The sequence below is a fragment of the Micromonospora sp. CPCC 206171 genome, assembly GCF_036906755.1.
Lineage (GTDB): Bacteria > Actinomycetota > Actinomycetes > Mycobacteriales > Micromonosporaceae > Micromonospora > Micromonospora purpureochromogenes.
The window spans coordinates 337,801-360,410 of record NZ_JBAKHT010000002.1 but is presented as its reverse complement, the minus strand read 5'-3'; the positions used below and the strand labels follow the sequence as shown (position 1 = coordinate 360,410).

Sequence of the window (22,610 nt, the reverse complement as noted above, 5' to 3'; positions counted from 1 at the left end):
ACCGACCTCAGTGGGCCCCGCACCTGACCTGGTATCCCGGCTCCCCGGCGTCGGTCACCGGCCGGCGGTCGCCGACCCGGGCGGAGCAGGCGACGCTTCCCTCGTCGGCGCTGTTCCAGGCCATCACCAGCACCCGCTCCGGGTCGTCGGTGCGGATCTGCTGCCGCCAGGGCAGCCGCACGCCTTCGAGCCGGATGAACTCGCCGTTGGCGTCGTAGTACTGGACGTCGCCGCGCCCCTCGCCGGTCACCTCGTACGACACCACGAACCGGCCGCGGCCGGTCGACGGCGTGGCGGCCGCCGTCGCCGGCTCGCTGGGGGTCGGCGGCGTCCAGGTCGGGGCGGCGCTCTCCTCGTCGTAGTCGTCGCCGTAGTACGGGTCCGGGTTGTCGTAGTACGGATCGTCGGCGGTCGGGGTGTACCGCCCGACCAGCACGCTGCCCACGCCCAGGCACCCGCACACGCCGAGGACGAGCACCGCGACGACGGCGATGACGATGCCCACGACCCGACGTCCCTGGGCCGGGTCGGGTGCCGGCCGGTACCCGGGGTACGCGTAGGGCGGCGGATAGCCGGACGGCGGGTAGGGCGACGGGTACCCGGCCGGGGGCCAGCCGGCGGGCGGCGTACCCGGTCCGGCCGGACCGCCGGGGAAGCTGCCCGGCCCGCCGGGGGGCGCGGCGAAGGGCCCGGCCGATGCGGCGTGCGGCCCGGCGGGGGGCGTCGCGGGCCGGGGTGCGGCCGGCGGGGCCGGCGGCCGGGCGTCCGCGCCCGAGGCGGCGGAGCCGTCGAGCCCTGACGCGCCCGGAGATGTGGCCGGGTCGGCGGAGAGAGCCGGCGGCGGCGCGGGAGTCGACGGGGCCGCCCACGGGTCCGGCGCAGTCCAGGGCTGCGGCGCGGCCAGCGGGTCCGGCGGCGTCCAGGTGGACGGCGAGGGGGCCGGTGGGGCGGTCGGGTCAGCCGGGGCGGAGCCGGCCGTCGGGGCCGACGGCGCGACCGGGGCGGCGGGCGACGGCTCGGAGGCCTGCGGTGCGGGCGGCGAGGGCTCGGGCGAGGACGGGTCGGACATGGCTGCTCCGCAGACGGGCGAGGGGAACGGGACGAACGGGCCGCCCGAGGACGTGCCGGATCCGCCGGAAGACTGTCGTACCGGGGGCGGGCCCGCAACCCCGTCGGCCCCGGTGGCCCGGGCGGACGGCGGGCAGGGTTGTCCGCAGGACGCCCGTTACCGGCCGATCGCTCAAATTCAGTGATTGTTTAGCCGACTTCCGCGCACGCGCGATGAGCGAAACTGGGTTAGGCTGCGGACCATGTGTGGAATCGTGGGTTACGCCGGCTCGCGCCCGGCGCTCGGCATCGTGCTCGACGGACTGCGGCGGCTGGAGTACCGCGGCTACGACTCGGCCGGCGTGGCGATCGTCTGCGATGACGAACTGCTGACCGAGAAGAAGGCCGGCAAGCTGGCCAACCTGGAGAAGGTGCTCTCCGAGCGCGCCGCCAACAACCCCGACGACTGCGCCGCCAGCCCGATCGGCATCGGGGACGGCACCACCGGCATCGGGCACACCCGCTGGGCCACCCACGGCGGTCCGACCGACCGCAACGCCCACCCGCACCTGGCCCCCGACGGCCGGGTCGCCGTGATCCACAACGGCATCATCGAGAACTTCGCCAAGCTCCGGGCGGAGCTGGAGGCCGACGGCGTCCAGTTCACCAGCGACACCGACACCGAGTGCGCCGCCCACCTGCTGTCGGCGGCGCTGGCCGACCTGCGCGGGGCCGGCGAGGCCGACAGCCCGCAGCTGCTGGCCTCGGCCATGCGGGTCGTCTGCCAGCGGCTGGAGGGCGCCTTCACCCTGCTGGCCGTCGACGCCGGCATCCCCGGCGCGGTGGTCGGCGCCCGGCGCAACTCGCCGCTGGTCGTGGGGCGCGGCGACGGGGAGAACTACCTGGCCAGCGACGTGGCCGCGTTCATCGAGCACACCCGTGAGGCGGTCGAGCTGGGCCAGGACCAGATCGTCCTGATCACCGGCGACAGCATCGAGATCACCGACTTCGCCGGTCAGCCCGCCACCGGCAAGGACTTCCACATCGACTGGGACTCCTCGGCCGCGGAGAAGGGCGGCTACGACTGGTTCATGCTCAAGGAGATCGAGGAGCAGCCGCAGGCGATCGCCGACACGCTGCTGGGCCGGCTCACCGAGACCGGTGAGATCGCCCTCGACGAGGTCCGCCTCAGCGACCAGGACCTGCGCGACGTCGACAAGATCTTCATCGTGGCCTGCGGCACGGCGTACCACTCCGGTCTGGTCGCCAAGTACGCCATCGAGCACTGGACCCGGATCCCGTGCGAGGTCGAACTGGCCAGCGAGTTCCGCTACCGCGACCCGGTCCTCGACCGGTCCACGCTGATCGTGGTGATCTCGCAGTCCGGCGAGACGATGGACACCCTGATGGCGCTGCGCCACGCCAAGGAGCAGAAGGCCCGGGTGCTGGCCATCTGCAACACCAACGGCTCGACCATCCCCCGCGAGTCGGACGCCGTGCTCTACACCCACGGCGGGCCGGAGATCGCCGTCGCCTCCACCAAGGCCTTCCTCACCCAGCTCGTCGCCTGCTACCTGATCGGCCTGCACCTGGCCCAGGTGCGCGGGATCAAGTTCGCCGACGAGGTGGGCGCGGTGGTGGCCCAGCTCCAGGAGATGCCGGGCAAGCTGCGCGAGCTGCTGGACCGGATCGAGCCGGTACGCGAGCTGGCCCGGGAGCTGAAGTCCGAGCCGACCGTGCTCTTCATCGGCCGGCACGTCGGCTACCCGGTGGCCCTGGAGGGCGCGCTCAAGCTCAAGGAGTTGGCGTACATGCACGCCGAGGGCTTCGCCGCCGGCGAGCTCAAGCACGGCCCGATCGCGCTGATCGACAAGGGCACCCCGGTGATCTGCGTGGTGCCGTCGCCGGTCGGCCGGGGCATGCTGCACGACAAGGTCGTCTCCAACATCCAGGAGGTCCGCGCCCGGGGCGCCCGGACCATCGTGATCGCGGAGGAGGGCGACGAGGCGGTCGTCCGCTACGCCGACCACCTGATCTACGTCCCGCGTACGCCGACCCTGCTGGCCCCGCTGGTCACCACCGTGCCGCTGCAGGTGCTCGCCGCCGAGATCGCCGCGGCCCGGGGGCACGACGTGGACCAGCCGCGCAACCTGGCCAAGTCGGTCACCGTGGAGTGACCTGACGCCAGCGTCCACCGGACCCCGCCCGCCGTGACCACGGCCGGCGGGGTCCGGTCGTTCCGCCCGCTCGGCAGTGGCCCGGCCGACCCGGACGACCGGGGCCGCCCGCGTCGGCCCGGCGCAGCCACCGACGGCACGGGTCGAGCCGGTCACCGGCCGAGCACGATCCGAGCCATCCCGTCCAGCGCCGGGTTGCCGGCCTCCCAGTAACCGGTGTGGCCGTACCGGCCGCTGGGGAAGGTGCGCCCGCCGAAGCCCGGGTCGCTGGGGTCGTGGCCGAACCACAGCTCGTGGTCGTCGGGGCGGAGCAGCGACACCGCCGTGGCCAGCGGCGACGCCGCCAGCACCGCCCGGCCGGTGAGCTGCCCGGGCGGCTCCACCAGCCGGATCACGTCGTCCGGCGCGGTGCTCGCCCAGACCCGCTCCGGCGGCAGGCGCAGCGCCTCGGCCCGGTCCACCCCGACCCCCGGCGAGCCCACGAAGACCAGGGCGTCCGCGTCGAGACCGTGGTCCCGCGCGGCGGTGCCCACCACCAGCGACCCGTAGCTGTGCCCCAGCACCGTCTGCCGGGCCGGTGCGCCCTCGTGGGTCGCGCGCAGCCCCTCCTGGAAGCGGTGCAGCGCAGGCCCGGCGTCCCCGGCCTGGCTGGGCCGGGCCGCCTCCGGCAGGAAGTCCGGCGCGTCGTAGTCCAGCCAGAGCACCGCCGCCGTCTCCCGCCCCGGCGCGAGGCCGGCGCAGCGGGACAGCACCCGACCGGCCCGGCCCAGCTCGGCCGGGGCGTCGGCGAGGTCGGTGGTCATCCCCGGCACGTAGGTCAGCACCCGGTCGGCGCGGTCCGGGTTGCCGAGGGCCACGATCGCCCGCCCGTCCCCGGTCGGATCCAGCCCCAGCAGGTACGACCGGGGTGGCTCCGCCGTCGTCAGCCGCCCGGCGAGCCCGTCGAGGCCGGCCAGTCCCGCGTCGAGGCGGCGCAGCCCGGCCCACTCCGCCGGGCCGGGGGCCGGCCGGCCCAGCAACTCCCGCCGCGCGGTGAGCAGTGCCTCCCGCCGGTCGTCGAGCAGCAGCCGGTTGGCCACGTCCCGGGCGGCGACCGGCACCCCGTCGAGCCGCCCGACCCGGCCCGGCTCGTGCCGCACCAGCCAACGTCGCTGGGCCGGGGTGAGCCCCGCCCACCAGGCCCGGACGGTCGCCGGGTCGGCGTCGGCCGGCGGCCGGCCCGGTGGCGGTGGGTCGGCCCAGCCGCCGCGGGCCGCCGCGCTGAGCTCGTCCAGTCGGGCCGCCGCCTCCCGGTCCGCCGCGTCGGCCAGCGCCAGCGCGTCCCGCAGCGCGGCGGCCACCTGGTCCAGCGCCAGCGGCCCGGCCCGCCCGCCCGGCCCGGCCGCCGCTCCGATGTCCGCGCCGGCGCCCAGCCCCGGCATCGCGCCCGGGCCCGACCCGGTCCGCCCGCCGGGCAGGGACCGGCCGCCCGGCGGTGCACCCGAGCGGAGCCCGGCGCCGGGCAGGACACCGGCCTCCGGGCCGGCCCAGGTCGGCGCGCTGGGCGGAGCCGCGCTGACCCGGCCGAGGCGGTCGACGAGCACGCCGGTGCGGTCGGCGAGCGCCACCGCCTCCGCCAGCCGGGCCTTCGCCACCCGGAGCCGGCCGGCGAACTCGGCCAGCACCTGGTCGGCCTCGATCAGGGCGGGCAGCAGCGCGGTCAGCTCGCCCCGGAGCGCGTCGAGCCGCCCGTCGGCCGCCCCGGCGGCCCCGCCCGACCAGTCCGCGCGCAGGGTCGCCGCGCAGTCGGTCAGCGCCGCGCGGCGGCGCCGCACCGGGTCGGCCAGCCCGCGCCAGGCCGCCCCGGCCGCACCCCACTTGCCGGGGGCGGCGCGCCAGAGCTGCGCGTACCCGGTCATCGGGGCAGCCCGGCGAGCCGGCCGGCCGCGCGGTCGTCGGCGGCGTCGTACCCTTCGGCGGCGGCGCGCAGCGCGGAGCCGGCCTCCGCCATCCGGGCGGCGAGCGCGCCGTGCCAGTCGTGCACCGCGGACTCCAGCCGGGTCAGCGCGGCCGCCGCCCGCCACTCGGCCGCCGCCACCACCAGCCCGGGCACGCCGACCAGTCCGTGCGCCAGCGCGTACGCCTCGTCGGCGAGCCCGCCCGCCACCTCACGCAGCACCGCGGCCCGCACCTGCACCGGCTCGCCGTCCACCCGCGCCCCCTTGAGTCAGCACCACGTCGACGCTAGGCAGCGGCACGGGTCACCGGGAGGGCCTGTGGACGGCGGGCGGTGGTCGTACCCGAGGGTTTTCCACAGGCGTTGCCCACAGCCGAGCAGGCAGCTAATCTGCCGCCCTTCCCGCCGGTAGGGTGAGCGTCGTGATCGTCGCGGTCGGCATCGACGTCGTGCTGGTGGACCGGTTCGCCCGGGCGCTGGCCCGCACGCCGCTGCTCGCCGACCGGCTCTTCACCGAGGCGGAGCGGTACACCCGCTCCGGCAATCCCCGCTCCCCGGAGTCGATGGCCGCCCGGTTCGCCGCCAAGGAGGCGGTCGCCAAGGCGCTGGGTGCCCCGGCCGGCCTGAGCTGGCACGACTGCGAGATCGTGCCGGACCCGGACGGTCGGCCCTGGCTCACCGTCTCCGGCACCGTGGCCGCCGCCGCGGTGGAGCGCGGGATCAACCGCTGGCATCTCTCGCTGTCGCACGACGGCGGGATCGCCTCGGCCATGGTGGTCGCGGAACGCTGATCGGCCGGGCGGGCCCCCGGGCCGGCCCGCGAGGTGACAGACGGGACGGTGTGGCATGAAACCGGTGTGGCGGGTCGCGGACGTACGCGCGGCGGAGGCCGGCCTGATGGCCACCCTCCCGCCCGGGACGCTGATGAAGCGGGCCGCGGCCGGGCTGGCCCGGCGGTGCGCCCTGCTCCTCGCCGACCGGGGCGGGGTGTACGGCGCGCGGGTCCTGCTGCTGGTCGGCACCGGCGACAACGGCGGTGACGCGCTGTACGCCGGGGCGCTGCTGGCCCGACGCGGGGTCGCCGTGTCGGCGCTGCTGCTGACCCCTGGCCGGGCGCACGCCGAGGGGGTGGCGGCGCTGCGCGCCGCCGGCGGGCGGCTGGTCGACCGGCCCCCGGCCATGGTCGACCTGGTGCTCGACGGCATCGTCGGGATCGGTGGCACCGGCGGGCTGCGGGAGACCGCCGAGCAGCTCGCGGCCAGCCTGGTCCGGTACTGCGGGCGCGACGGCGCGCGGGCGACCGTGGTCGCGGTGGACGTGCCGAGCGGGGTGGCGGTGGACACCGGCCACGTGCCGCTGACCGCCTCCGGCCGGCACAGCGCGGTGCGGGCCGACGTGACGGTGGCCTTCGGGGCGCTCAAGCCCGCCCTGGTGGTCGGGCCGGCCGCCGCCCTCGCCGGGCAGGTGGAGCTGGTCGACATCGGGCTGGAGCCGTGGCTGCGCGGGTCACCGGCGCTGCGGGTGACCGAGTGGTCGGACATGGTCGAGTGGTGGCCCCGGCTCGGCCCGGCCTCGGAGAAGTACAGCCGGGGCGTGGTCGGGGTGGCGACCGGGTCGGCGACGTACCCGGGCGCGGCGGTGCTCTCGGTGGGTGGCGCCCTGGCCGGGCCGACCGGCATGGTCCGCTACGCCGGTGGGGCCCGCGCGGAGGTGTTGCACCAGCACCCGTCGGTGATCGCCACCGGGCGGGTCGCCGACGCCGGCCGGGTCCAGGCCTGGGTCTGCGGTTCCGGGCTGGGCACCGGTGAGGACGCCGCCCCCGAGCTGCGCGCGGTGCTCTCCGCGCCGGTGCCGGTGGTGCTCGACGCGGACGCGCTCACCCTGCTGGTGGACGGCTCGCTCGCCGACCGGCTGCGCAATCGGGACGCCCCGACCGTGGTCACCCCGCACGACCGCGAGTTCGCCCGGCTCTGCGGGGAGGAGCCGGGTGCCGACCGGGTCTCCGCCGCGCTGCGGCTGGCCGCCTGGATGAACGCGACGGTCCTGCTCAAGGGGGACCGCACGGTGATCGGCACGCCGGACGGCCGGGCGTACGTCAACCCGACCGGCACCTCCGCGCTGGCCACCGGAGGCACCGGTGACGTGCTGGCCGGGCTGCTCGGCTCGCTGCTCGCCGCCGGGCTGGCCCCGGAACGGGCGGCGGCGACGGCCGCGTACCTGCACGGGCTGGCCGGACGGGAGGCGGCCCGGGGTGGGCCGGTGACCGCGTCCGACGTGGCGGCCGCCCTGCGCCCGGTGCTGGCCCCGCTGGTGGACTGAGCCCCGGTCGCGCTCCCCGGCGTGGCGCGGGTCGCCGACCCGGGCGGGAGCCCGGTCGTGTGATCACCGACGCAAGTAGGCTGGGCGTATGTGGCAGGCCGAGGTACGCGTCGATCTCGACGCGATCCGTGACAACGTGGCCCGGCTCCGGTCGGGTACGAGCGCCGAGCTGATGGCGGTGGTGAAGGGCGACGGGTACGGCCACGGCATGGTCCCGTCGGCCCGTGCCGCGCTCGACGCCGGGGCGGACTGGCTCGGGGTCTGCACGCTGGACGAGGCGCTGACCCTGCGCCGGGCGGGGATCACCGCGCCGGTGCTGGCCTGGCTGCTCGCTCCCGGGCTGCCGCTGCACGAGGGCGTCGCGGCCGGGGTCGACCTGGGCGCCGCCAGCCTGCCGCAGCTGGACGAGATGATCGAGGCGAGCCGCCGGGCGGACCGCCCGGCCCGGCTGCACCTGAAGATCGACACCGGGCTGTCCCGGGGCGGGGCCACCGTCGCCGACTGGCCGACCCTGCTGGAGGCCGCCGCGAAGGCCCAGGCCGACGGCCTGGTCGAGGTGGTCGGCGTGTGGAGCCACTTCGTGTACGCGGACTCGCCCGGCCACCCCACCACCGACCGCCAGCTCGCGGTCTTCCACGAGGGGCTGGCCATGGTCGAGCGGGCCGGGCTGCGCCCGCGCTACCGGCACCTGGCCAACTCGGCGGCCACCCTGACCCGCCCGGACACCCACTTCGACCTGGTCCGCCCGGGGATCGCCGTCTACGGGCTCTCGCCGGTGGCGGGGGAGCGCTTCGGGCTGCGTCCGGCGATGACCGGCCGGGCCCGGGTGATGCTGACCAAGCGGGTGCCCGAGGGCACCGGCGTCTCCTACGGTCACACCTACACCACCGGGCGGGAGGCGAACCTGGCCGTGGTGCCGCTCGGCTACGCCGACGGGGTGCCCCGGCACGCCTCCAACGTCGGGCCGGTGCAGCTCGGCGGGAAGCGGCGCACCATCTCCGGCCGGGTCTGCATGGACCAGTTCGTGCTCGACTGCGGCGAGGACGCGGTGGCGGCCGGGGAGGTGGCCACCCTCTTCGGCAGCGGCGCGGACGGCGAGCCCACCGCCGACGACTGGGCCGAGGCGGTCGGCACCATCAACTACGAGATTGTCACCCGCTTCGGCAGCAGCCGGGTGCCCCGGGTCTACGACGGCGAGCGGCCGTGAGCCAGCGCTACCGGATCCCCCGACCGCGCACCGCCGCCGGCAGGGTCGCCGGCGTGGTCGGGGCCGCGGTCGGCGTCGCCGCCGCGGGGCTCGCCGCGGGCGTGGTGAGCGAGCGTGCCCTGGTCCGCCGGCTCAAGGCCGACCCCACCGACCGGTACGCGCACGAGGTCTTCGGCGAGCAGCGGTACGACGACGCGTTCCGGCTGGAGCTGCCGGACGGCACCGACATCCACGTCGAGGTGATCGAGCCGACCCGTCCGGCGCCGGGGCGGCCGACCGTGGTGCTGGTGCACGGCTTCTGCCTGGACATGGGGACGTTCCACTTCCAGCGCAAGCTGCTCGCCGAGCGGGGCGAGCACCGGATCGTCGCGTACGACCAGCCCGGTCACGGCCGCTCCGGGCGGCTGGAGAGCGGCGAGTACGACCTCGCCGCGCTGGGCCGCACCCTGCGCCGGGTGATCGACCGGACCGCCCCGGAGGGCCCGCTGGTGCTGGTCGGCCACTCGATGGGCGGGATGACCATCATGGCCTTCGCCGAGCTGTACCCGGAGATGTTCGGCGACCGGGTGGTCGGCACGGTGCTGATGGCCACCTCCGGCGGCCTGCTCGCGGAGACCAAGCTGGTGGCCCCGGCGCTGATCGGCCGGGTCGGCGCGCCGGTGCTCTACATGATGAGCAACGCCACCCGGTACGGCGGCACGGTCATCGACCGGGCCCGGAAGTCCACCTCCAACGTCGCCTGGCTGCTGACCCGCAAGTACGGCTTCGGCACCCGTAAGCCCAGCCCGGCCCTGGTCTCCTATGTGGAGGAGATGAACTCGCGGACCTCCGCCGACACGGTCACCCGCTACCTGCGTACCCTCGCCACGCACTCGCGCTTCCCGGCGCTGGCCGCGCTCAGCGGCACGCCGGTGCTGGTCGTGGTCGGTGACAAGGACATGATCACGCCGGTGACCCACTCGGAGGAGATCGTGCGCCGGCTGCCGCACGCCCGGTACGTCAAGGTCAACGACAGCGGGCACGTGGTGATGCTGGAACACGCCGACGAGGTCAACAAGGCGCTCTGGGACTTCCTGGAGGGGCTGTGACGCTGACCGTCACGCTGCCGACGGTCGAGGACACCCACGCGTTCGGCCGCCGGCTGGCCGGGGTGCTGCACGCCGGCGACCTGCTGCTGCTCACCGGCCCGCTGGGCGCCGGCAAGACCGCGCTGACCCAGGGCATCGGCGCCGGGCTGGGGGTGCTGGGCGCCATCACCTCGCCGACCTTCGTGATCGCCCGGGTGCACCGGCCGGACCCGGCCCGGGGCGGGACGGTGGCCCTGGTGCACGCCGACGCGTACCGGTTGGGCGACGCGGCCGACCCGCGGGCCGAGATCGACGACCTGGACCTGGACGCGTCGGTGGACGACTCGGTGACCGTGGTCGAGTGGGGCGAGGGGCTGGTCGAACAGCTGGTCGACGCCCACCTGCGGGTACGCCTCGACCGGCGGGAGGACGACACCCGGCTGGTCGAGCTGGAGCCGGTGGGGGGCGACTGGGCGCGGCGCCTGGAAGCCCTGCGCTGAGGGCTGTCGTACCCGCTGCCTAGAGTGCCGGCACAGACTGCGAAAGGTTGCCGATGCCCGACGACACCCCCGCCCTCGACCTGCTGGCGCTGCTGCCGGAGGAGTGGCGTTCCGTGCTCACCCCGCACCTGGACCCGGCCCGCACCGCCGCGCTGGCCGAGTTCGTCGCCCGGGAGTACGCCACCCAGACCGTCTTCCCGCCGGTGGAGGACCTCTTCTCCGCCTTCCGGCTGTGCGCGCCGCGGGAGACCCGGGTGCTGATCCTCGGGCAGGACCCCTACCACCGGGCCGGGCAGGCGCACGGGCTCAGCTTCAGCGTCCGCGACGGGGTGACGGTGCCGCCGTCCCTGCGCAACGTCTTCAAGGAGCTGGGCGAGGACCTCGGCGTGCCGAAGCCGCGCAGCGGCAACCTCAACGGCTGGGCGGCGCAGGGCGTGCTGCTGCTCAACGCGGTGCTGACCGTCCGCCAGGCCACCCCGGGCTCGCACGGCAACAAGGGGTGGGAGGAGTTCACCGACGCCACCATCCGGGCGCTCGACGCGATGGAGCAGCGGGTGGTGTTCCTGCTCTGGGGCGGCTACGCGCGCAAGAAGGCCGCCCTGGTCACCAACCCGCAGCACGTGGTGCTGGAGGCCGGGCACCCCAGCCCGATGAACCCCCGTGGCTTCCTCGGCAGCCGCCCGTTCAGCGCCGCGAACAAGGCGCTCGCCGACGCCGGTCTGCCCACCGTCGACTGGGAGCGCTCAGCCGGCTGACCCGGCCGTCCGCTGGCGGTGGCGGCGCAGCAGTTCCGCGGTGCGGGGATTGCTGAGTTCCAGCGCGACCAGCGGCACCACCGGGTAGCTCCGGTCCCCGTGCCGCACCTCGATGGCCTCCGGCAACTCGTCGCACATGGTGGCCCGGACGTCGCCGGAGATCGTCCGCCACAGGTGTTCGCCGGGCTCCTCCGGCTCCAGCCGCAGGTAGCCGAACTCCCGCCACTGCGCGTTCCAGCGCTGCCCGTAGCCGTCGGCGAGCCACTGGGTGAACCGGGCGGAGTCCGCCCACCTGACGGCGATCTCGATCTCGGTCACCGGCACGGCCGCACCCTGCAGCAGCGCGGCGCAGCTACCGGTGAGCACGTGCGGGAGGTCGCCGAGCCGGTCCAGCACCCGGTCGAGGCCGGCCTGCGCGATCCGCTCGGCGACGGGCCGCGCGGCCAGCTCGTCGATCCGCGCGTCGAGGTGGGCGTCGAGTGGCTCCACCGCGACGGTGAGCTGCACACCCATGGCGGCGAGCAGGCGCTCCAACACGTCGACGCCGGGGCTGCGGTCACCGCGTTCGATCCGGGCCACCGTCGCCTGGCTCACGGAGGCCAGTTCGGCCAGCTCCCGCTGGCTCAGCTCGTGCGCCTCCCGTTCGCGGCGCACGACGTCGCTGAGGAGGGTGACCAGACGCGAGGGCATCCCGGAATGGTGGGCCATGCCGGGGTGAGCGCGATACCTCAGAGGCATATTGATGACTCTGAGGTATCACGCTCACACCGGTCCTGTGCCCCCACGAGGTCACCCAGCGTGATGACGGACCCCTTCGACGGGGTGTGACCGGGGGTGACCGGCCGGCCGACTAGGCTGGCATACCGTGCTCGTACTGGTGGTGGACTCCTCGACCCCCGCGGTGACCGCGGCGCTGGTGGAGGTCTCGGCGGACGGGGTCGTGCCGCGGGCGCACCGCTGCACGGTCGACGTGCGGGCCCACGGCGAACTGCTCGCGCCGCAGGTGGACGCGGTGCTCGCCGACGCCGACGCACGCCCGCGTGACCTGGGCGCGATCGTCGCCGGGCTCGGTCCCGGCCCGTTCACCGGGCTGCGGGTCGGCCTGGTCACCGCCGCCACGATGGGTCAGGTGCTCGGCATTCCCACGTACGGCGTCTGCTCGCTGGACGCCATCGGCCACCCGGCGGCGCTCGGCGAACCGGTCCTCGCGGCCAGCGACGCCCGCCGCCGGGAGATCTACTGGGCCGTCTACGACGGCGCCGGCCAGCGGATCGCCGGGCCGAACGTCGACACCCCCGCGGTCGCCGCCGAACGGGCCCGCGGCCTGGCCGTCACCGCCGCCGTGGGCGACGGCGCCCACCGGTACGCCGACGTGCTCGACCTGCCGCTGCGGATCGAGCCGCGCTACCCCGACGCCACCGCGCTGGCCGCGCTGGCCGCCGAGCGGATCCGGGCCGGGGCGCCGACGGAGGTGCTCACCCCGCTCTACCTGCGCCGGCCGGACGCGGTGGCGGCGACCGCCCGCAAGTCGGTCCTGCCGTGAGCACGCCGGTACGACTGACCCGGTTCCGCTGGTGGCACGTCGACGAGGTGCTGCCGATCGAGGCGGACCTCTTCGGCGCCGAGCAGTGGTCCCCGGCGATGTTCTGGAACGAGCTGGCCAGCGGCCACTGGTACCGGGTCGCCACCGACGTCGACGGCACGGTGCTCGGGTACGCGGGGCTGACCGTCCAGCCGGACGAGGCCTGGGTGCAGAACATCGCCGTCCAGCGGGACGCCCAGCGGCGCGGCGTCGGCCGGCTGCTGCTGGAGGACCTGCTCGCCGAGGCGGCCCGGCGCGACGTCCGCACCGTCCTGCTGGAGGTGGCGGCGGACAACGCTCCCGCCCAGAAGCTCTACGCCACGTACGGCTTCGAGCCGATCGGCGTCCGCCGTGGCTACTACCAACCGAGCAACACCGACGCGCTGGTCATGCGGCGCGTCGCGGCCCCGACCGAGGACGGGACGGACGACTGATGGCTGACGAGCCCCTGGTCCTGGGGATCGAGACCTCCTGCGACGAGACCGGTGTCGGCATCGTGCGCGGGCACACCCTGCTCGCCGACGCGATCGCCTCCAGCGTCGAGCAGCACGCCCGGTTCGGCGGCGTGGTGCCCGAGGTGGCCAGCCGCGCGCACCTGGAGGCGATCGTGCCCACCATGGACCGGGCGCTGACGGAGGCGGGCGTGACGCTCGCCGACATCGACGCGATCGCGGTGACCTCCGGTCCGGGGCTGGCCGGCGCGCTGCTGGTCGGCGTGGCCGCCGCCAAGGGTTACGCGCTGGCCGCCGAGAAGCCGGTGTACGGGGTGAACCACCTCGCCGCGCACGTCGCCGTGGACACCCTGGAGCACGGTCCGCTGCCCGAGCCGGCGGTCGCCATGCTGGTCTCCGGCGGGCACTCGTCCCTGCTGCTCGTCGACGACCTCGCCCGCGGGGTCACCCCGCTCGGCGCGACCATCGACGACGCGGCGGGGGAGGCCTTCGACAAGGTCGCCCGCCTGCTCGGACTGCCCTTCCCCGGCGGCCCGTACATCGACCGGGAGGCCCGGGCCGGCGACCCGGCGGCGATCGGATTCCCGCGCGGTCTCACCGCCGCCAAGGACCTCGCCGCCCACCGGTACGACTTCTCGTTCTCCGGCCTGAAGACCGCCGTCGCCCGTTGGGTGGAGGCACGCCAGCGGGCCGGCGAGCCGGTGCCGGTGGCCGACGTGGCGGCCTCCTTCCAGGAGGCGGTCTGCGACGTGCTGACCGCCAAGGCGCTCGACGCCTGCCGGGCCAACGGGATCGAGACGCTGGTGATCGGCGGGGGAGTGGCCGCCAACTCGCGGCTGCGGGCGATGGCCGAGCACCGTGCGGCGAAGCACGGTATCCGGGTCCGCGTACCCCGGCCGAAGCTCTGCACCGACAACGGCGCCATGGTCGCGGCGCTCGGTTCGCACCTGGTCGCGGCGGGGGTGACGCCGAGCCGGTTGGACCTGCCGGCCGACTCGGCCCTGCCGCTGACCACGGTCAGCGTATGACGGCACGGAAGGGGAGCGCCGACGTGATCGTGCGGATGTGGGAGGCGCGCGCGGAGCCGTACGGCTTCGCCGACCTGATCACCTGGGTGTGCGACACCGCCCTGCCGGAGCTGGAACACGACCCGCTGCACCTGTCCAGCGAGGTCTTCTCCTCCACCGACCACCGGGTGGTGGTCGTCTCCAAGTGGCGGAGCAGCCCCCGGCCACTGCCCGAGCCGCCGGCCATGCTGGTCGCCCGGCCCCCGCACTCCTGGGACTTCACCCAGGTCGACCGCTGACTAACGGCGGCCGGGCTCCGACGGAACCCGGCCGCCGACGCGTTCCGCCGGTCAGCTGCGGCGCAGGATGCGCCAGGTGGAGACCCCGCCGACGCCGAGGGCGAGCAGGAAGACGGCCCAGACGATGGTGGTGCTGACCCCGACCGACGGGGCGGGGGCGCCGGCCTTGGCGGCGGCGATCAGCGAGTCGCTCTGGGCGGGCGGCAGCGCGGCCGGCGGCATCTGCTGCCAGCGGACCAGCCCGGTGCTCTCCAGCATCGTCATGTGGTCGGTGACGAACTTGTTGGCCTCGTCGGCGAGCTTGCGGACGGTGGCGTCCCGGGTGCTGGCCCGGACCGCGCCGATCACCGGGAAGATCTTGCCGTGCGCCACCCGGAGCCGGGTGACGAAGATCTGATCGAACTGGTTACCGTTCGCCTCCTGCATCTCGGTCAGCCACCCCTTCTGCTCGGAGGTGGGATCCGTCGGCAGAGTGGTGCCCAGCTTGTTGGCGGCGTTGACGACCAACTGGTCGAGCACCCCGTGCTGGCGGGCGATCTCGGCCCCGATCTCCCGCACCCGGGGGGACACCCCCTTCTCGGCGGCCATCTGCCCGGCCGGCATCTCCCAGAGCCCGGCCAGCCGTACCCCGTTGAGCAGCGTCATGTCGGCGGCGTTGATCTGGTTGCCCGGTGCGGCCACGGCCACCCCGGGCAGGACGCCGAGCCCCGCCACCAGCGCGATGAGCAGCACCGCCACCCGGTGGGTCCGGTGCCCTGGCCGACGACGTGCGGATTCCAGCGGTGCCATCCTGCGGTGCCTCCTCGGTCCGGGCCGTACGTGTCACGCCGGGCAGCGCACCCGGCTGCCCGTCCGTCCACTGGTACGGACCACCGACCCGATCAGTTCACCGATGCTGAGCGACAAGTCAGCGCCGGGATGCCGGTCAGCGGGACAGCGCCATGAAGATCCCGAGCAGCAGCAGGGTGGCCGCGGCGACCGCGAAGAGCACCAGGAGTTCCCGCCGGCCGTGCCCGGTGGCGTCGCCCGCCCCGGCCGGCGCGGGTGCCGTGGGCAGGTCGCGGGTGAGGTCGGCCAGCTCGCCCAGGGTGCGCGCCGTCCAGACCGCGGCGACGCGATCGGAGAACTCGTCCAGGGTGAGCCGCCCGGCGCCGGTGTGCCGTTGCAGCTCGGCGACCACCCGGTGCCGGTCGTCGTCGGAGGCGCGCAGCTGGACGTCCACGTGCGACAGGGTACGCAGGCCGGGGCGTCGGCGGGAGCCGCCGGTCAGCCGGCGTCGAGCGGGTCGGCGAGGAGCCGTTCGAAGGCCAGCTCCGCCGCGCCGATCAGCGCCGCGTCCGCGCCGAGCTTGGGGGTGCGCAGCCGGACGTGTTCCAGGCAGGCGGGCAGCCCCATCGAGTTGAGCCGGCTGCGGACCTGGGCGGCGGCGGCCAGGTAGAGGTCGCGCATGGTGCCGCCGAAGATGACCATCTCCGGGTTGAAGATGTTGACCAGGTTCGCCACCCCGAAGCCGAGCCAGTCGCCGGCCCGGCGTACCGCCGTCTGGGCCCGGGCGTCGCCCCGGTCGGCGGCGTCGAAGAGGGCCAGCAGCGCGTCGCGGCCGCGGGCGTCCGAACGGCCGGCGGCGCGGAGCAGCCCGTGCTCGCCGATCTCGGTCTCCCAGCAGCCCCGGGAGCCGCACTCGCAGGGGGCGCCGTCGCGGACCACCACCATGTGTCCGACCTCGCCGCCGTAGCCGCCGTGGCCGGTGAGCCGCCGCCCGCCCGCGATGATGCCGGCCCCGACGCCGACGTCGCCGTACAGGTAGATGACGTTGTCGCAGCCGGCCGCGACGCCCCGGGCGTGCTCGGCGAAGGCGGCCATGTCCGCCACGTTGCCCACCGTGACGGGCACGTCGATGCCCAGCTCGGTGGCGAGCGCCGTGCCGATCGGCTCGTCCACCCAGCCGGTGGCCGGGCCGAGGCGGACCAGCCCGTCGTCGCGGCGGACCATGCCGCACACCGCCACCCCGGCGCCGACGCAGAGCGAGCCGGGTGCCACGTGCTGGTGCATCTCCTTGAGCGCGCCGGCCAGCAGCGGCGCGGTCTCCCCGGCGTCCAGGCCGCGCGGCCGGTCCAGGTCCCGGCGGTCGAGCACCTCACCGCCGAGACCGACCCGCGCGGCCCGCAGCCGGTCCACCTCGATGCTGTACGCGTACGCGTAGACCCGGGCCGACTCGGGCCGGACGACCAGCGACGGCCGGCCGGCGCGACCGGTCTCCTTCGGCGTCCCCTCGCTGACCAGCCCGGCGCCGGCCAGGTCGGCGGTGAGCGCGCCGATGGTGCTGCGGTTGAGCCCGAGGGTGGTGGTCAGTTCCGCGCGGGAGGTCGCGCCGTGGACGTGCACGTGCCGCAGCAGAGCCCCGAGGTTCTGCCGCCGGATCTCGTCCTGGCTCGGTCCTACCCGCATCGTTGTCGGTACTCCGTGGTCAGCGCGTGCCGGTGGCGACGGAACGGCGCCGCGACAGTGCGTCGACGCCCGCGGCCAGCAGCAGCACCAGTCCGGTCGAGGTGTACTTGAGGCCGGAGCTGAGGTCCAGCAGGCCCATGCCATTGATGATGACAGCCACCACCGCGCCGCCGAGTACCGCGTGGATCATCCGCCCCTTGCCGCCGAAGAGGCTGGTGCCGCCGATGACCGCCGCGCCGACCGCGTAGAGCAGGACGTTGCTGCCGCCGGTGTTCGGGTCGACCGAGCGGTCCTTGCTGGCGGCGATGATGCCGCCGACGGCCGCCATGCTGGAGCAGATGACGAAGGCGGAGATCTTCAGGCGGTCCACGTTGATCCCGGCCCGCCGAGCGGCCTCCGGGTTGCCGCCCACCGCGTACAGGTGCCGGCCGTACGCGGTGCGGTTGAGCACGAAGGTCCAGAAGACCAGCAGGGCCCCGATCAGCGGTACGACCACGGGCATTCCCCTGGTCGAGCTGATCGCCGTGTTGATGCTGCGTTCCTGGTTGAGGACTCCGACGGCGCAGCCGAGCAGGAGGGCCAGCCCGGCGACCCGGGCGGCCACCACGGCGACCGGCTCGGTGACCAGGCCCCGGGTGGCCCGGTTGCGGTGGCGCAGGAACTGCACGGCGCCGTACCCGGCGACGGCGACGCCGGCCAGCAGCCACCCGATCGCCGGCGGCACGTAGTTGTTCTCGATCGCGATGATCACCTGATCGTCGATCGAGATGTTGGTGCCCTCCTTCATCAGGAGCAGCACGATGCCCTGGAAGGCGAGGAAGCCGGCCAGGCTGACCAGGAAGGACGGGATGCCGACCTTGGCCACCAGGACGCCGATGGTCAGGCCGATGAGGACCCCGGCGCCGATGGCGGCGAGGACCGCGACGTACCAGGGGTAGCCGAGCACGCTGAGCACGTTGGCCAGCACGGTGGCGCAGACGCCGCTAGCGAAGCCGGCGGAGAGGTCGATCTCGCCGAGCAGCAGCACGAAGATCAGACCCATCGCGATCACGGTGACCGCGGCGCCCTGGGTGAACAGGTTGGCGAAGTTGGCCGCCGAGAAGAAGACCGGCCGGACGGTCGCGAAGGCCAGGCAGAGCACGGTGAGGCCGATGACGGCCGGCAGCGAGCCGAGGTCGCCCCCGCGTACCCGGGCGAGGTAGTCGCGGACGTGTTCGCCGACGGTCGGCGTCGGGGTGCCGGCCCCGAGCCCGTCCCGCGGCAGGAGGGTGGTGGTCATCGGACTGCTCCCGGGGTCAGGTGGGCTGGTTCGCTGCCGTCGCGCGTGCCGCCCGCGTCCGGCCCGGCGCCCAGGCCGAGGTGGCGGGAGCGGCCGGTGGTGATCAGCTCGACGACCTGCGAGTGGGTGATGTCGGTGGTCTTCACCTGGGCGAGCATCTGGCCGAGGTAGAGGGCGGCGATCCGGTCGGAGATGGCGAAGACGTCGTTCATGTTGTGCGAGATGAGCACCACGGCCAGGCCGTTGTCCGCCAGCCGGCGGACTATCTCCAGGACCTGCGCGGTCTGCGCGAGGCCGAGCGCGGCGGTCGGCTCGTCGAGGATGACCAGCCGGCTGTTCCAGAGCACGGCCTTGGCGATGGCGACGGTCTGCCGCTGGCCGCCGGAGAGGCTGGAGATGTGCTGGCGCAGCGACTTGAGGTTGCGTACGCCCAGCCCGGCGAGCGTCTCGGCGGCCATCTGCTCCATGGTGGGTTCGTCGAGCGCGATCCCGCGGCGCTTCTCGCGCCCGAGGAACATGTTCTGCACGATGTCGAGGTTGTCGCAGAGCGCGAGGTCCTGGTAGACGACGTCGATGCCGAGCGCGGCGGCGTCCCGGGGACTGCTGACGGTGACCGGGCGGCCCTCGAAGAGGAACTCGCCGGAGTCCGTCGGGTGGATACCGCTGATGCACTTGACCAGGGTGGACTTCCCGGCGCCGTTGTCGCCGACCAGCGCGGTCACCTCGCCCGGGTGAACGGAGAGAGCGACGTCACGCAGGACCTGCACGGGACCGAAGCTCTTGTCGATCCCGCGCAGTTCCAGCAGGGGGGTGGCGGACACGGGGTTCTCCTTTGCGCGTCGGCAGGGATGCCGTCAGTTGACGCCGGCGGCGGCGCAGAGCTTGGCGTACTCGCCGGAGCAGACCTCGTCCCGGGTGACGAAGCCGTCGGCGATCACGTCCTTGACGTCGTCGGCGTAGATGGCCCTGGGGGTGAGCAGGATGGCGTCCACGGCGCGACCGCTCTCCGGATCCCGGACCGTCTGGCCGGTCTCCTTCCGCTCCCCGTTGGCCAGCGCGATGGCCAGGTCGGCGGCGGCCTTCGCCTCGTCCTTGATGGCCTTGTAGACGGTCATGCACTGGTCGCCGGCGAGGATGTTCCGCAGCCCCTGGGTCGTGGCGTCCTGACCGGTCACCGGGATCCTGCCGTTGAGCTTGTTCTTCTTCAGCACCGAGATGGCCGCGTTGCCGAGGCCGTCGTTGGCCGCGAGGACACCGTCGATCCGGCCCTCGGTCTGGGTGAGCATCTGTTCGAAGATGACCCCGGCCTGGGCGTTGTTCCAGTCCGGCACCGACTGGTCCGGGCCGCGGCGGAACTCCCCGGCGTCGAACTTCGGCTTGAGGACCGAGTCGTAGCCGTTCTTGAACAGGGTGGCGTTGTTGTCCGTCGGTGAGCCGTTGAGGAAGGCGACGACCGGCTTCCGGGCGCCCTGCTCGGTCAGGCACCGGGCCAGGCCCTGGCCCTGGAGCTTGCCCACCGCCTCGTTGTCGAAGCTGACGTAGTACTGCGCCGAGCCGCCGAGGGTGAGCCGGTCGTAGTCGATGGTGGCGATGCCCTGCGACCGCGCCTTCTCCAGCACCGCCTTGCCGGTGCCGGAATCCAGATTGACGATCATCAGGACGGTCGCGCCATTGGTGATCATCTGTTCGGCGATGTTGGAGAACTGGCTCTTGTCACCCTGCGCGTTCTGGATGTCGGAGTCGATTCCGGCGGCGTCGAACGCCTCCTCGAGAAATCTGCGGTCCGCGCCCTCCCAGCGGGCGGAGGTCCTGCTGTCGGGCAGGATCACGCCGATCTTCGGTTTCCTGGCGCCATCGGCCGCGTCGCCGCCGCTGAGCTGGTCGCCGCAACCGGCCACGCCGTTGGCGGCCAGCAGGCCGACGACGGTGAGTGCGAGGAGGCCCTTGCGCATCTGCACGGGTCCTTTCGGGGGTGGTGGTGGCAGGCTGGTTTGTTGTGAGCGGCAACGTATTGCCACCCGTGTCGGCGGCGCAAGACTGCCGAGCTCACGAGTTTGGCGGACCGCCGTAACGATCCCGTAACGCGGGAAAAGGCGCGATCTCCGCAGGTCCGATCCGCTCTGCCGCCCGACGGGTTTCGGCGTGGAGAATCTGTTTCCACACCGGTGCCGATTTCCTTTTGCGGCGGCCGGAACTGATCAATGGGCGGCGAGGGCCGCGGTGGTGGCGTCGGTCAGCGCGATCAGATCGGCCGGGGCCAGTTGGAGCTGGAGGCCGCGACGGCCGGCCGAGACGTAGATGGTGTCGTACGCCAGCGCCGAGGAATCCAGCACCGTGGGCAGCCGCCTGCGCTGGCCGAGCGGGCTGATCCCACCCCGGACGTAGCCGGTGGCCCGCTCGGCGGCCGCCCGGTCGGCCATCGTCGCCCGCTTGCCGCCGACGGCCGCGGCCAGCGCCTTGAGGTCCAGTTCGCCGGTGACCGGGACGACGGCCACCGTCAGCGCCCCGTCCACCTCGGTGACCAGTGACTTGAACACCCGCTGCGGCGGCACCCCGAGCGCCTCGGCGACCAGCCCGCCGTAGTTCGGCGCGTCGGGGGAGACGTCGTACGGGTGGGTGCTGTGCCGGATCTTCCGCTTCGCCAGCAGCGCCGTCGCCGGAGTGCCCTGTCCCGCCATGCCGGTCACGCTAACCGGACGCCGGACGTCAGCTCGCGACGGGCCGGCAGACCAGCACGGTCGGCGCCCCCGCAACCCGGGTGAGCACCAGGCTCGCCGCCGCGTCGCCGGCCAACCTCAGGTCGCGGCGCAGCTTCTCCGGCTCCAGCGCCGAGCCGCGCTTGAGGATCTCCACCCGGCCGACCCGGCGCTCCCGCAGCAGCGCGCGCAGCCGCTTGAGCGAGAACGGCAGCACGTCGGTGACCTCCAGGCAGCGAGCGAACGGGGTCGCGGTCGGGGTGTCCGCGTACAGGTAGGCGATGCTCGGGTCGGCGATCGTCGCGTCGAGGGTGTCGGCCAGCTCGGCGACCAGGTGCGCGCGGACCACGGCCGGGTCCGGGTCGTACAGGAAGCGGCGGGTGGGACCGACGGCCGCCTCCGCCGCGCCCGAGCCGGTGAGCCGGTGCGCGACGTCGCCGCGCAGCACGGTGGCCCGGCGGGGCACCTCGGCGAGCAGGCCGCACCAGAGCGCCGCCTCGACCAGGTCGCCGTCCACGCTCACCCACTCCGCCTCGGCGCCCGCCGGGATCAACGCGTGGTCGATCCCGGGGGCCACCTTCACCACCGTGTACGGCACCCGCTCGGCCAGCCGGACGACGAAGTCCCAGGGTGGCGAGTAGGCGTTCGGGTCGAAGATCCGCCGGCCGGTGCCCGCCCGGCGGCGTGCCGGGTCGCAGAACACCCCGTCCACCCGGGTCACATCGAACGCCGTCGCGTCGCCGTACTCCACGGTGAACTCCTCGGCCAGCCCGGCCGCCTCGGCGTTCGCGGCGGCCATCGCGGCGGTCACCGGGTCGGCCTCCACCCCGTACACCCGGATGCCGGCGCGGGCGGCGGCGAGCGCGTCGGCGCCGAGGCCGCACCCGAGGTCGGCGAGGGTGCGCACACCGGCGGCGCGCAGCCGCGCGGCGCGCCGGTCCGCGACCGGCCGGCGGGTGGCCTGCTCCAGCCCGGCCCGGGTGAAGAACATCCCGACGGCCTCCGGCCCGAACTTGGCCACCGCCCGGCGGCGCAGCTCGGCCTGGGTCAGCGCGGCGGCGGCCAGCCCGGCCGGCACCCCGGCGGTGCGCAGCGCGGCGGCAGAGGTCAGCGGGTCGCCGCCGGCCAGCTCGGCCGCCGCGGCGAGCGCGGCCGACCCCTCGGGGGTACGCAGCGCGGCGAGCTGGTCGATGTCCACCCGTCCATTCTCCCGACCCGCCCCACCCCCACCCCTCCGCCCCCAGCTCACCGGCCGGGTGGCCGACACGCCGCAAACGGGAGTCGATCGGGGCCGTTCGACGCCGACGCGCTGGCACTCTCCTTGACGGAGTGCTAGCCGAGGAATAACCTGCGATTAGCACTCTCACCCGGAGGGTGCCAGCTCCCGGGCCATCCGGCGCGGGCGCTGAACGCCAGGCGGACCGGCACCCGCGACGACGGCCCCGCCCGGTGGCATGTGGCAGATTGACGCTGGTCGGCTCCGGTCGACCGGTAACGAAACCAGTACCCCAGGAGGGTATGCCCGTGACTACCGCGACCAAGGTTGCGATCAAGCCGCTCGAGGACCGGATCGTGGTCCAGGCGAACGAGGCTGAGACCACCACGGCGTCGGGCATCGTGATCCCCGACACCGCCAAGGAGAAGCCGCAGGAGGGCACCGTCCTCGCTGTCGGCCCGGGCCGGATCGACGACAACGGCAACCGCGTGCCGCTCGACGTCAAGGTCGGCGACACCGTTCTCTACTCGAAGTACGGCGGCACCGAGGTCAAGTACGCCGGCGAGGAGTACCTGGTGCTCTCCGCCCGCGACGTCCTCGCGGTCATCGAGAAGTAAGCAACC

At 74.5% G+C, this 22,610-nt stretch carries 24 protein-coding genes; 12 read left to right on the top strand and 12 right to left on the bottom strand.

Annotation, left to right across the window (positions count from 1 at the left end):
• Window positions 1–7: 7 nt before the first annotated feature.
• Window positions 8–1,069 (bottom strand): MmpS family transport accessory protein, encoded by a 1,062-nt coding sequence (locus tag V6U89_RS04380; protein WP_334569294.1) that lies wholly within the window; start codon window positions 1,067–1,069, stop codon window positions 8–10.
• 241 nt (window positions 1,070–1,310) lie between these two features.
• Here V6U89_RS04380 and glmS point away from each other — a divergent pair, with 241 nt between their 5' ends.
• Window positions 1,311–3,224, top strand: a complete 1,914-nt coding sequence (glmS, locus tag V6U89_RS04375; protein WP_334569293.1) for a glutamine--fructose-6-phosphate transaminase (isomerizing) — start codon at window positions 1,311–1,313, stop codon at window positions 3,222–3,224.
• 152 nt (window positions 3,225–3,376) lie between these two features.
• On the opposite strand, the gene V6U89_RS04370 is transcribed toward glmS, so the two are convergent.
• Together V6U89_RS04370 and V6U89_RS04365 are read right to left on the bottom strand one after the other, a co-directional pair.
• Window positions 3,377–5,122, bottom strand: a complete 1,746-nt coding sequence (locus V6U89_RS04370; RefSeq protein WP_334569290.1) for an alpha/beta hydrolase — start codon at window positions 5,120–5,122, stop codon at window positions 3,377–3,379.
• Entirely contained in the window at window positions 5,119–5,415 is a 297-nt protein-coding gene (locus V6U89_RS04365) for a hypothetical protein (protein ID WP_334569289.1), read from the bottom strand. Before V6U89_RS04365 ends, V6U89_RS04370 begins: the two co-directional genes overlap by 4 nt.
• Window positions 5,416–5,582: 167 nt before the next feature.
• On the opposite strand from V6U89_RS04365, the gene V6U89_RS04360 reads away from it, so the two are divergent.
• The 6 genes from V6U89_RS04360 (at window position 5,583) to V6U89_RS04335 (ending at window position 11,008) form a co-directional block, all read left to right on the top strand.
• The gene (locus V6U89_RS04360) at window positions 5,583–5,951 is read left to right on the top strand and encodes a holo-ACP synthase (protein ID WP_088960309.1); all 369 of its coding nucleotides are present in this window, start codon (window positions 5,583–5,585) and stop codon (window positions 5,949–5,951) included.
• A gap of 55 nt (window positions 5,952–6,006) precedes the next feature.
• The gene (locus V6U89_RS04355) at window positions 6,007–7,479 is read left to right on the top strand and encodes an NAD(P)H-hydrate dehydratase (protein ID WP_334569288.1); all 1,473 of its coding nucleotides are present in this window, start codon (window positions 6,007–6,009) and stop codon (window positions 7,477–7,479) included.
• Window positions 7,480–7,567: 88 nt separating this feature from the next.
• Window positions 7,568–8,686 (top strand): alanine racemase, encoded by a 1,119-nt coding sequence (gene alr, locus V6U89_RS04350; protein ID WP_334569287.1) that lies wholly within the window; start codon window positions 7,568–7,570, stop codon window positions 8,684–8,686.
• On the top strand, window positions 8,683–9,774 hold the full coding sequence (locus V6U89_RS04345; protein WP_334569286.1) for an alpha/beta fold hydrolase: 1,092 nt from the start codon (window positions 8,683–8,685) through the stop codon (window positions 9,772–9,774). Before alr ends, V6U89_RS04345 begins: the two co-directional genes overlap by 4 nt.
• On the top strand, window positions 9,771–10,253 hold the full coding sequence (gene tsaE / locus V6U89_RS04340) for a tRNA (adenosine(37)-N6)-threonylcarbamoyltransferase complex ATPase subunit type 1 TsaE (protein WP_334569285.1): 483 nt from the start codon (window positions 9,771–9,773) through the stop codon (window positions 10,251–10,253). The genes V6U89_RS04345 and tsaE overlap by 4 nt, the downstream gene beginning before the upstream one ends.
• Before the next feature lie 53 nt (window positions 10,254–10,306).
• On the top strand, window positions 10,307–11,008 hold the full coding sequence (locus tag V6U89_RS04335; protein WP_334569284.1) for a uracil-DNA glycosylase: 702 nt from the start codon (window positions 10,307–10,309) through the stop codon (window positions 11,006–11,008).
• Here the strand turns inward: V6U89_RS04335 and V6U89_RS04330 are convergent.
• The gene (locus V6U89_RS04330; protein ID WP_334569283.1) at window positions 10,997–11,698 is read right to left on the bottom strand and encodes a helix-turn-helix domain-containing protein; all 702 of its coding nucleotides are present in this window, start codon (window positions 11,696–11,698) and stop codon (window positions 10,997–10,999) included. The two genes, V6U89_RS04335 and V6U89_RS04330, sit on opposite strands and share 12 nt — an antisense overlap.
• A 175-nt stretch (window positions 11,699–11,873) precedes the next feature.
• Between V6U89_RS04330 and tsaB the strand changes: the two genes are divergently transcribed.
• Genes tsaB through V6U89_RS04310 form a run of 4 tightly spaced genes read left to right on the top strand, consistent with a single transcriptional unit; the run spans window position 11,874 to window position 14,348 of the window.
• A complete protein-coding gene (gene tsaB / locus V6U89_RS04325) occupies window positions 11,874–12,551 on the top strand; it encodes a tRNA (adenosine(37)-N6)-threonylcarbamoyltransferase complex dimerization subunit type 1 TsaB (RefSeq protein ID WP_334569282.1) in 678 nt (225 codons plus the stop codon).
• Window positions 12,548–13,024: a ribosomal protein S18-alanine N-acetyltransferase gene (rimI, locus tag V6U89_RS04320; protein ID WP_334569281.1), complete on the top strand. Its 477-nt coding sequence runs from the start codon at window positions 12,548–12,550 to the stop codon at window positions 13,022–13,024. Before tsaB ends, rimI begins: the two co-directional genes overlap by 4 nt.
• Window positions 13,024–14,070: a tRNA (adenosine(37)-N6)-threonylcarbamoyltransferase complex transferase subunit TsaD gene (gene tsaD / locus V6U89_RS04315; RefSeq protein ID WP_238449178.1), complete on the top strand. Its 1,047-nt coding sequence runs from the start codon at window positions 13,024–13,026 to the stop codon at window positions 14,068–14,070. The genes rimI and tsaD overlap by 1 nt, the downstream gene beginning before the upstream one ends.
• A 23-nt stretch (window positions 14,071–14,093) precedes the next feature.
• The gene (locus V6U89_RS04310; protein ID WP_179805953.1) at window positions 14,094–14,348 is read left to right on the top strand and encodes a hypothetical protein; all 255 of its coding nucleotides are present in this window, start codon (window positions 14,094–14,096) and stop codon (window positions 14,346–14,348) included.
• A 51-nt stretch (window positions 14,349–14,399) separates the two neighbouring features.
• On the opposite strand, the gene V6U89_RS04305 is transcribed toward V6U89_RS04310, so the two are convergent.
• From V6U89_RS04305 to V6U89_RS04270, 8 genes are all read right to left on the bottom strand, one after another.
• Window positions 14,400–15,137: a DUF4142 domain-containing protein gene (locus V6U89_RS04305; protein WP_334569279.1), complete on the bottom strand. Its 738-nt coding sequence runs from the start codon at window positions 15,135–15,137 to the stop codon at window positions 14,400–14,402.
• A 136-nt stretch (window positions 15,138–15,273) separates the two neighbouring features.
• Entirely contained in the window at window positions 15,274–15,570 is a 297-nt protein-coding gene (locus tag V6U89_RS04300) for a DUF1707 SHOCT-like domain-containing protein (protein WP_334569277.1), read from the bottom strand.
• 44 nt (window positions 15,571–15,614) lie between these two features.
• Window positions 15,615–16,796, bottom strand: coding sequence for an ROK family protein (locus tag V6U89_RS04295; RefSeq protein WP_334569276.1), 1,182 nt, complete (start codon window positions 16,794–16,796; stop codon window positions 15,615–15,617).
• 19 nt (window positions 16,797–16,815) lie between these two features.
• Entirely contained in the window at window positions 16,816–18,075 is a 1,260-nt protein-coding gene (locus V6U89_RS04290) for a sugar ABC transporter permease (RefSeq protein WP_334569275.1), read from the bottom strand.
• Window positions 18,072–18,896 carry an ATP-binding cassette domain-containing protein gene (locus V6U89_RS04285; RefSeq protein ID WP_210775402.1) on the bottom strand — a complete coding sequence of 275 codons (825 nt, stop codon included), beginning with the start codon at window positions 18,894–18,896 and terminating at the stop codon, window positions 18,072–18,074. Before V6U89_RS04285 ends, V6U89_RS04290 begins: the two co-directional genes overlap by 4 nt.
• 33 nt (window positions 18,897–18,929) lie before the next feature.
• A complete protein-coding gene (locus tag V6U89_RS04280) occupies window positions 18,930–20,027 on the bottom strand; it encodes a sugar ABC transporter substrate-binding protein (RefSeq protein WP_334569273.1) in 1,098 nt (365 codons plus the stop codon).
• 246 nt (window positions 20,028–20,273) lie between these two features.
• On the bottom strand, window positions 20,274–20,753 hold the full coding sequence (ybaK, locus tag V6U89_RS04275; RefSeq protein WP_334569271.1) for a Cys-tRNA(Pro) deacylase: 480 nt from the start codon (window positions 20,751–20,753) through the stop codon (window positions 20,274–20,276).
• Between the two features lie 28 nt (window positions 20,754–20,781).
• The gene (locus V6U89_RS04270) at window positions 20,782–21,969 is read right to left on the bottom strand and encodes a THUMP-like domain-containing protein (RefSeq protein WP_334569270.1); all 1,188 of its coding nucleotides are present in this window, start codon (window positions 21,967–21,969) and stop codon (window positions 20,782–20,784) included.
• Window positions 21,970–22,289: 320 nt separating this feature from the next.
• Here V6U89_RS04270 and groES point away from each other — a divergent pair, with 320 nt between their 5' ends.
• Window positions 22,290–22,604, top strand: coding sequence for a co-chaperone GroES (gene groES, locus V6U89_RS04265; protein ID WP_084757526.1), 315 nt, complete (start codon window positions 22,290–22,292; stop codon window positions 22,602–22,604).
• The last annotated feature ends 6 nt before the right edge of the window (window positions 22,605–22,610 follow it).

Coding starts and splice junctions, on each gene's coding strand:
- V6U89_RS04370 (WP_334569290.1), bottom strand. CDS start 5,122: ATGACCGGGTACGCGCAGCTCTGGCGCGCCGCCCCCGGCAAGTGGGGT.
- V6U89_RS04335 (WP_334569284.1), top strand. CDS start 10,307: ATGCCCGACGACACCCCCGCCCTCGACCTGCTGGCGCTGCTGCCGGAG.
- V6U89_RS04295 (WP_334569276.1), bottom strand. CDS start 16,796: ATGCGGGTAGGACCGAGCCAGGACGAGATCCGGCGGCAGAACCTCGGG.
- V6U89_RS04290 (WP_334569275.1), bottom strand. CDS start 18,075: ATGACCACCACCCTCCTGCCGCGGGACGGGCTCGGGGCCGGCACCCCG.
- V6U89_RS04380 (WP_334569294.1), bottom strand. CDS start 1,069: ATGTCCGACCCGTCCTCGCCCGAGCCCTCGCCGCCCGCACCGCAGGCC.
- groES (WP_084757526.1), top strand. CDS start 22,290: ATGCCCGTGACTACCGCGACCAAGGTTGCGATCAAGCCGCTCGAGGAC.
- V6U89_RS04280 (WP_334569273.1), bottom strand. CDS start 20,027: ATGCGCAAGGGCCTCCTCGCACTCACCGTCGTCGGCCTGCTGGCCGCC.
- alr (WP_334569287.1), top strand. CDS start 7,568: ATGTGGCAGGCCGAGGTACGCGTCGATCTCGACGCGATCCGTGACAAC.
- ybaK (WP_334569271.1), bottom strand. CDS start 20,753: ATGGCGGGACAGGGCACTCCGGCGACGGCGCTGCTGGCGAAGCGGAAG.
- glmS (WP_334569293.1), top strand. CDS start 1,311: ATGTGTGGAATCGTGGGTTACGCCGGCTCGCGCCCGGCGCTCGGCATC.
- tsaD (WP_238449178.1), top strand. CDS start 13,024: ATGGCTGACGAGCCCCTGGTCCTGGGGATCGAGACCTCCTGCGACGAG.
- V6U89_RS04305 (WP_334569279.1), bottom strand. CDS start 15,137: ATGGCACCGCTGGAATCCGCACGTCGTCGGCCAGGGCACCGGACCCAC.
- V6U89_RS04330 (WP_334569283.1), bottom strand. CDS start 11,698: ATGCCCTCGCGTCTGGTCACCCTCCTCAGCGACGTCGTGCGCCGCGAA.
- V6U89_RS04355 (WP_334569288.1), top strand. CDS start 6,007: ATGAAACCGGTGTGGCGGGTCGCGGACGTACGCGCGGCGGAGGCCGGC.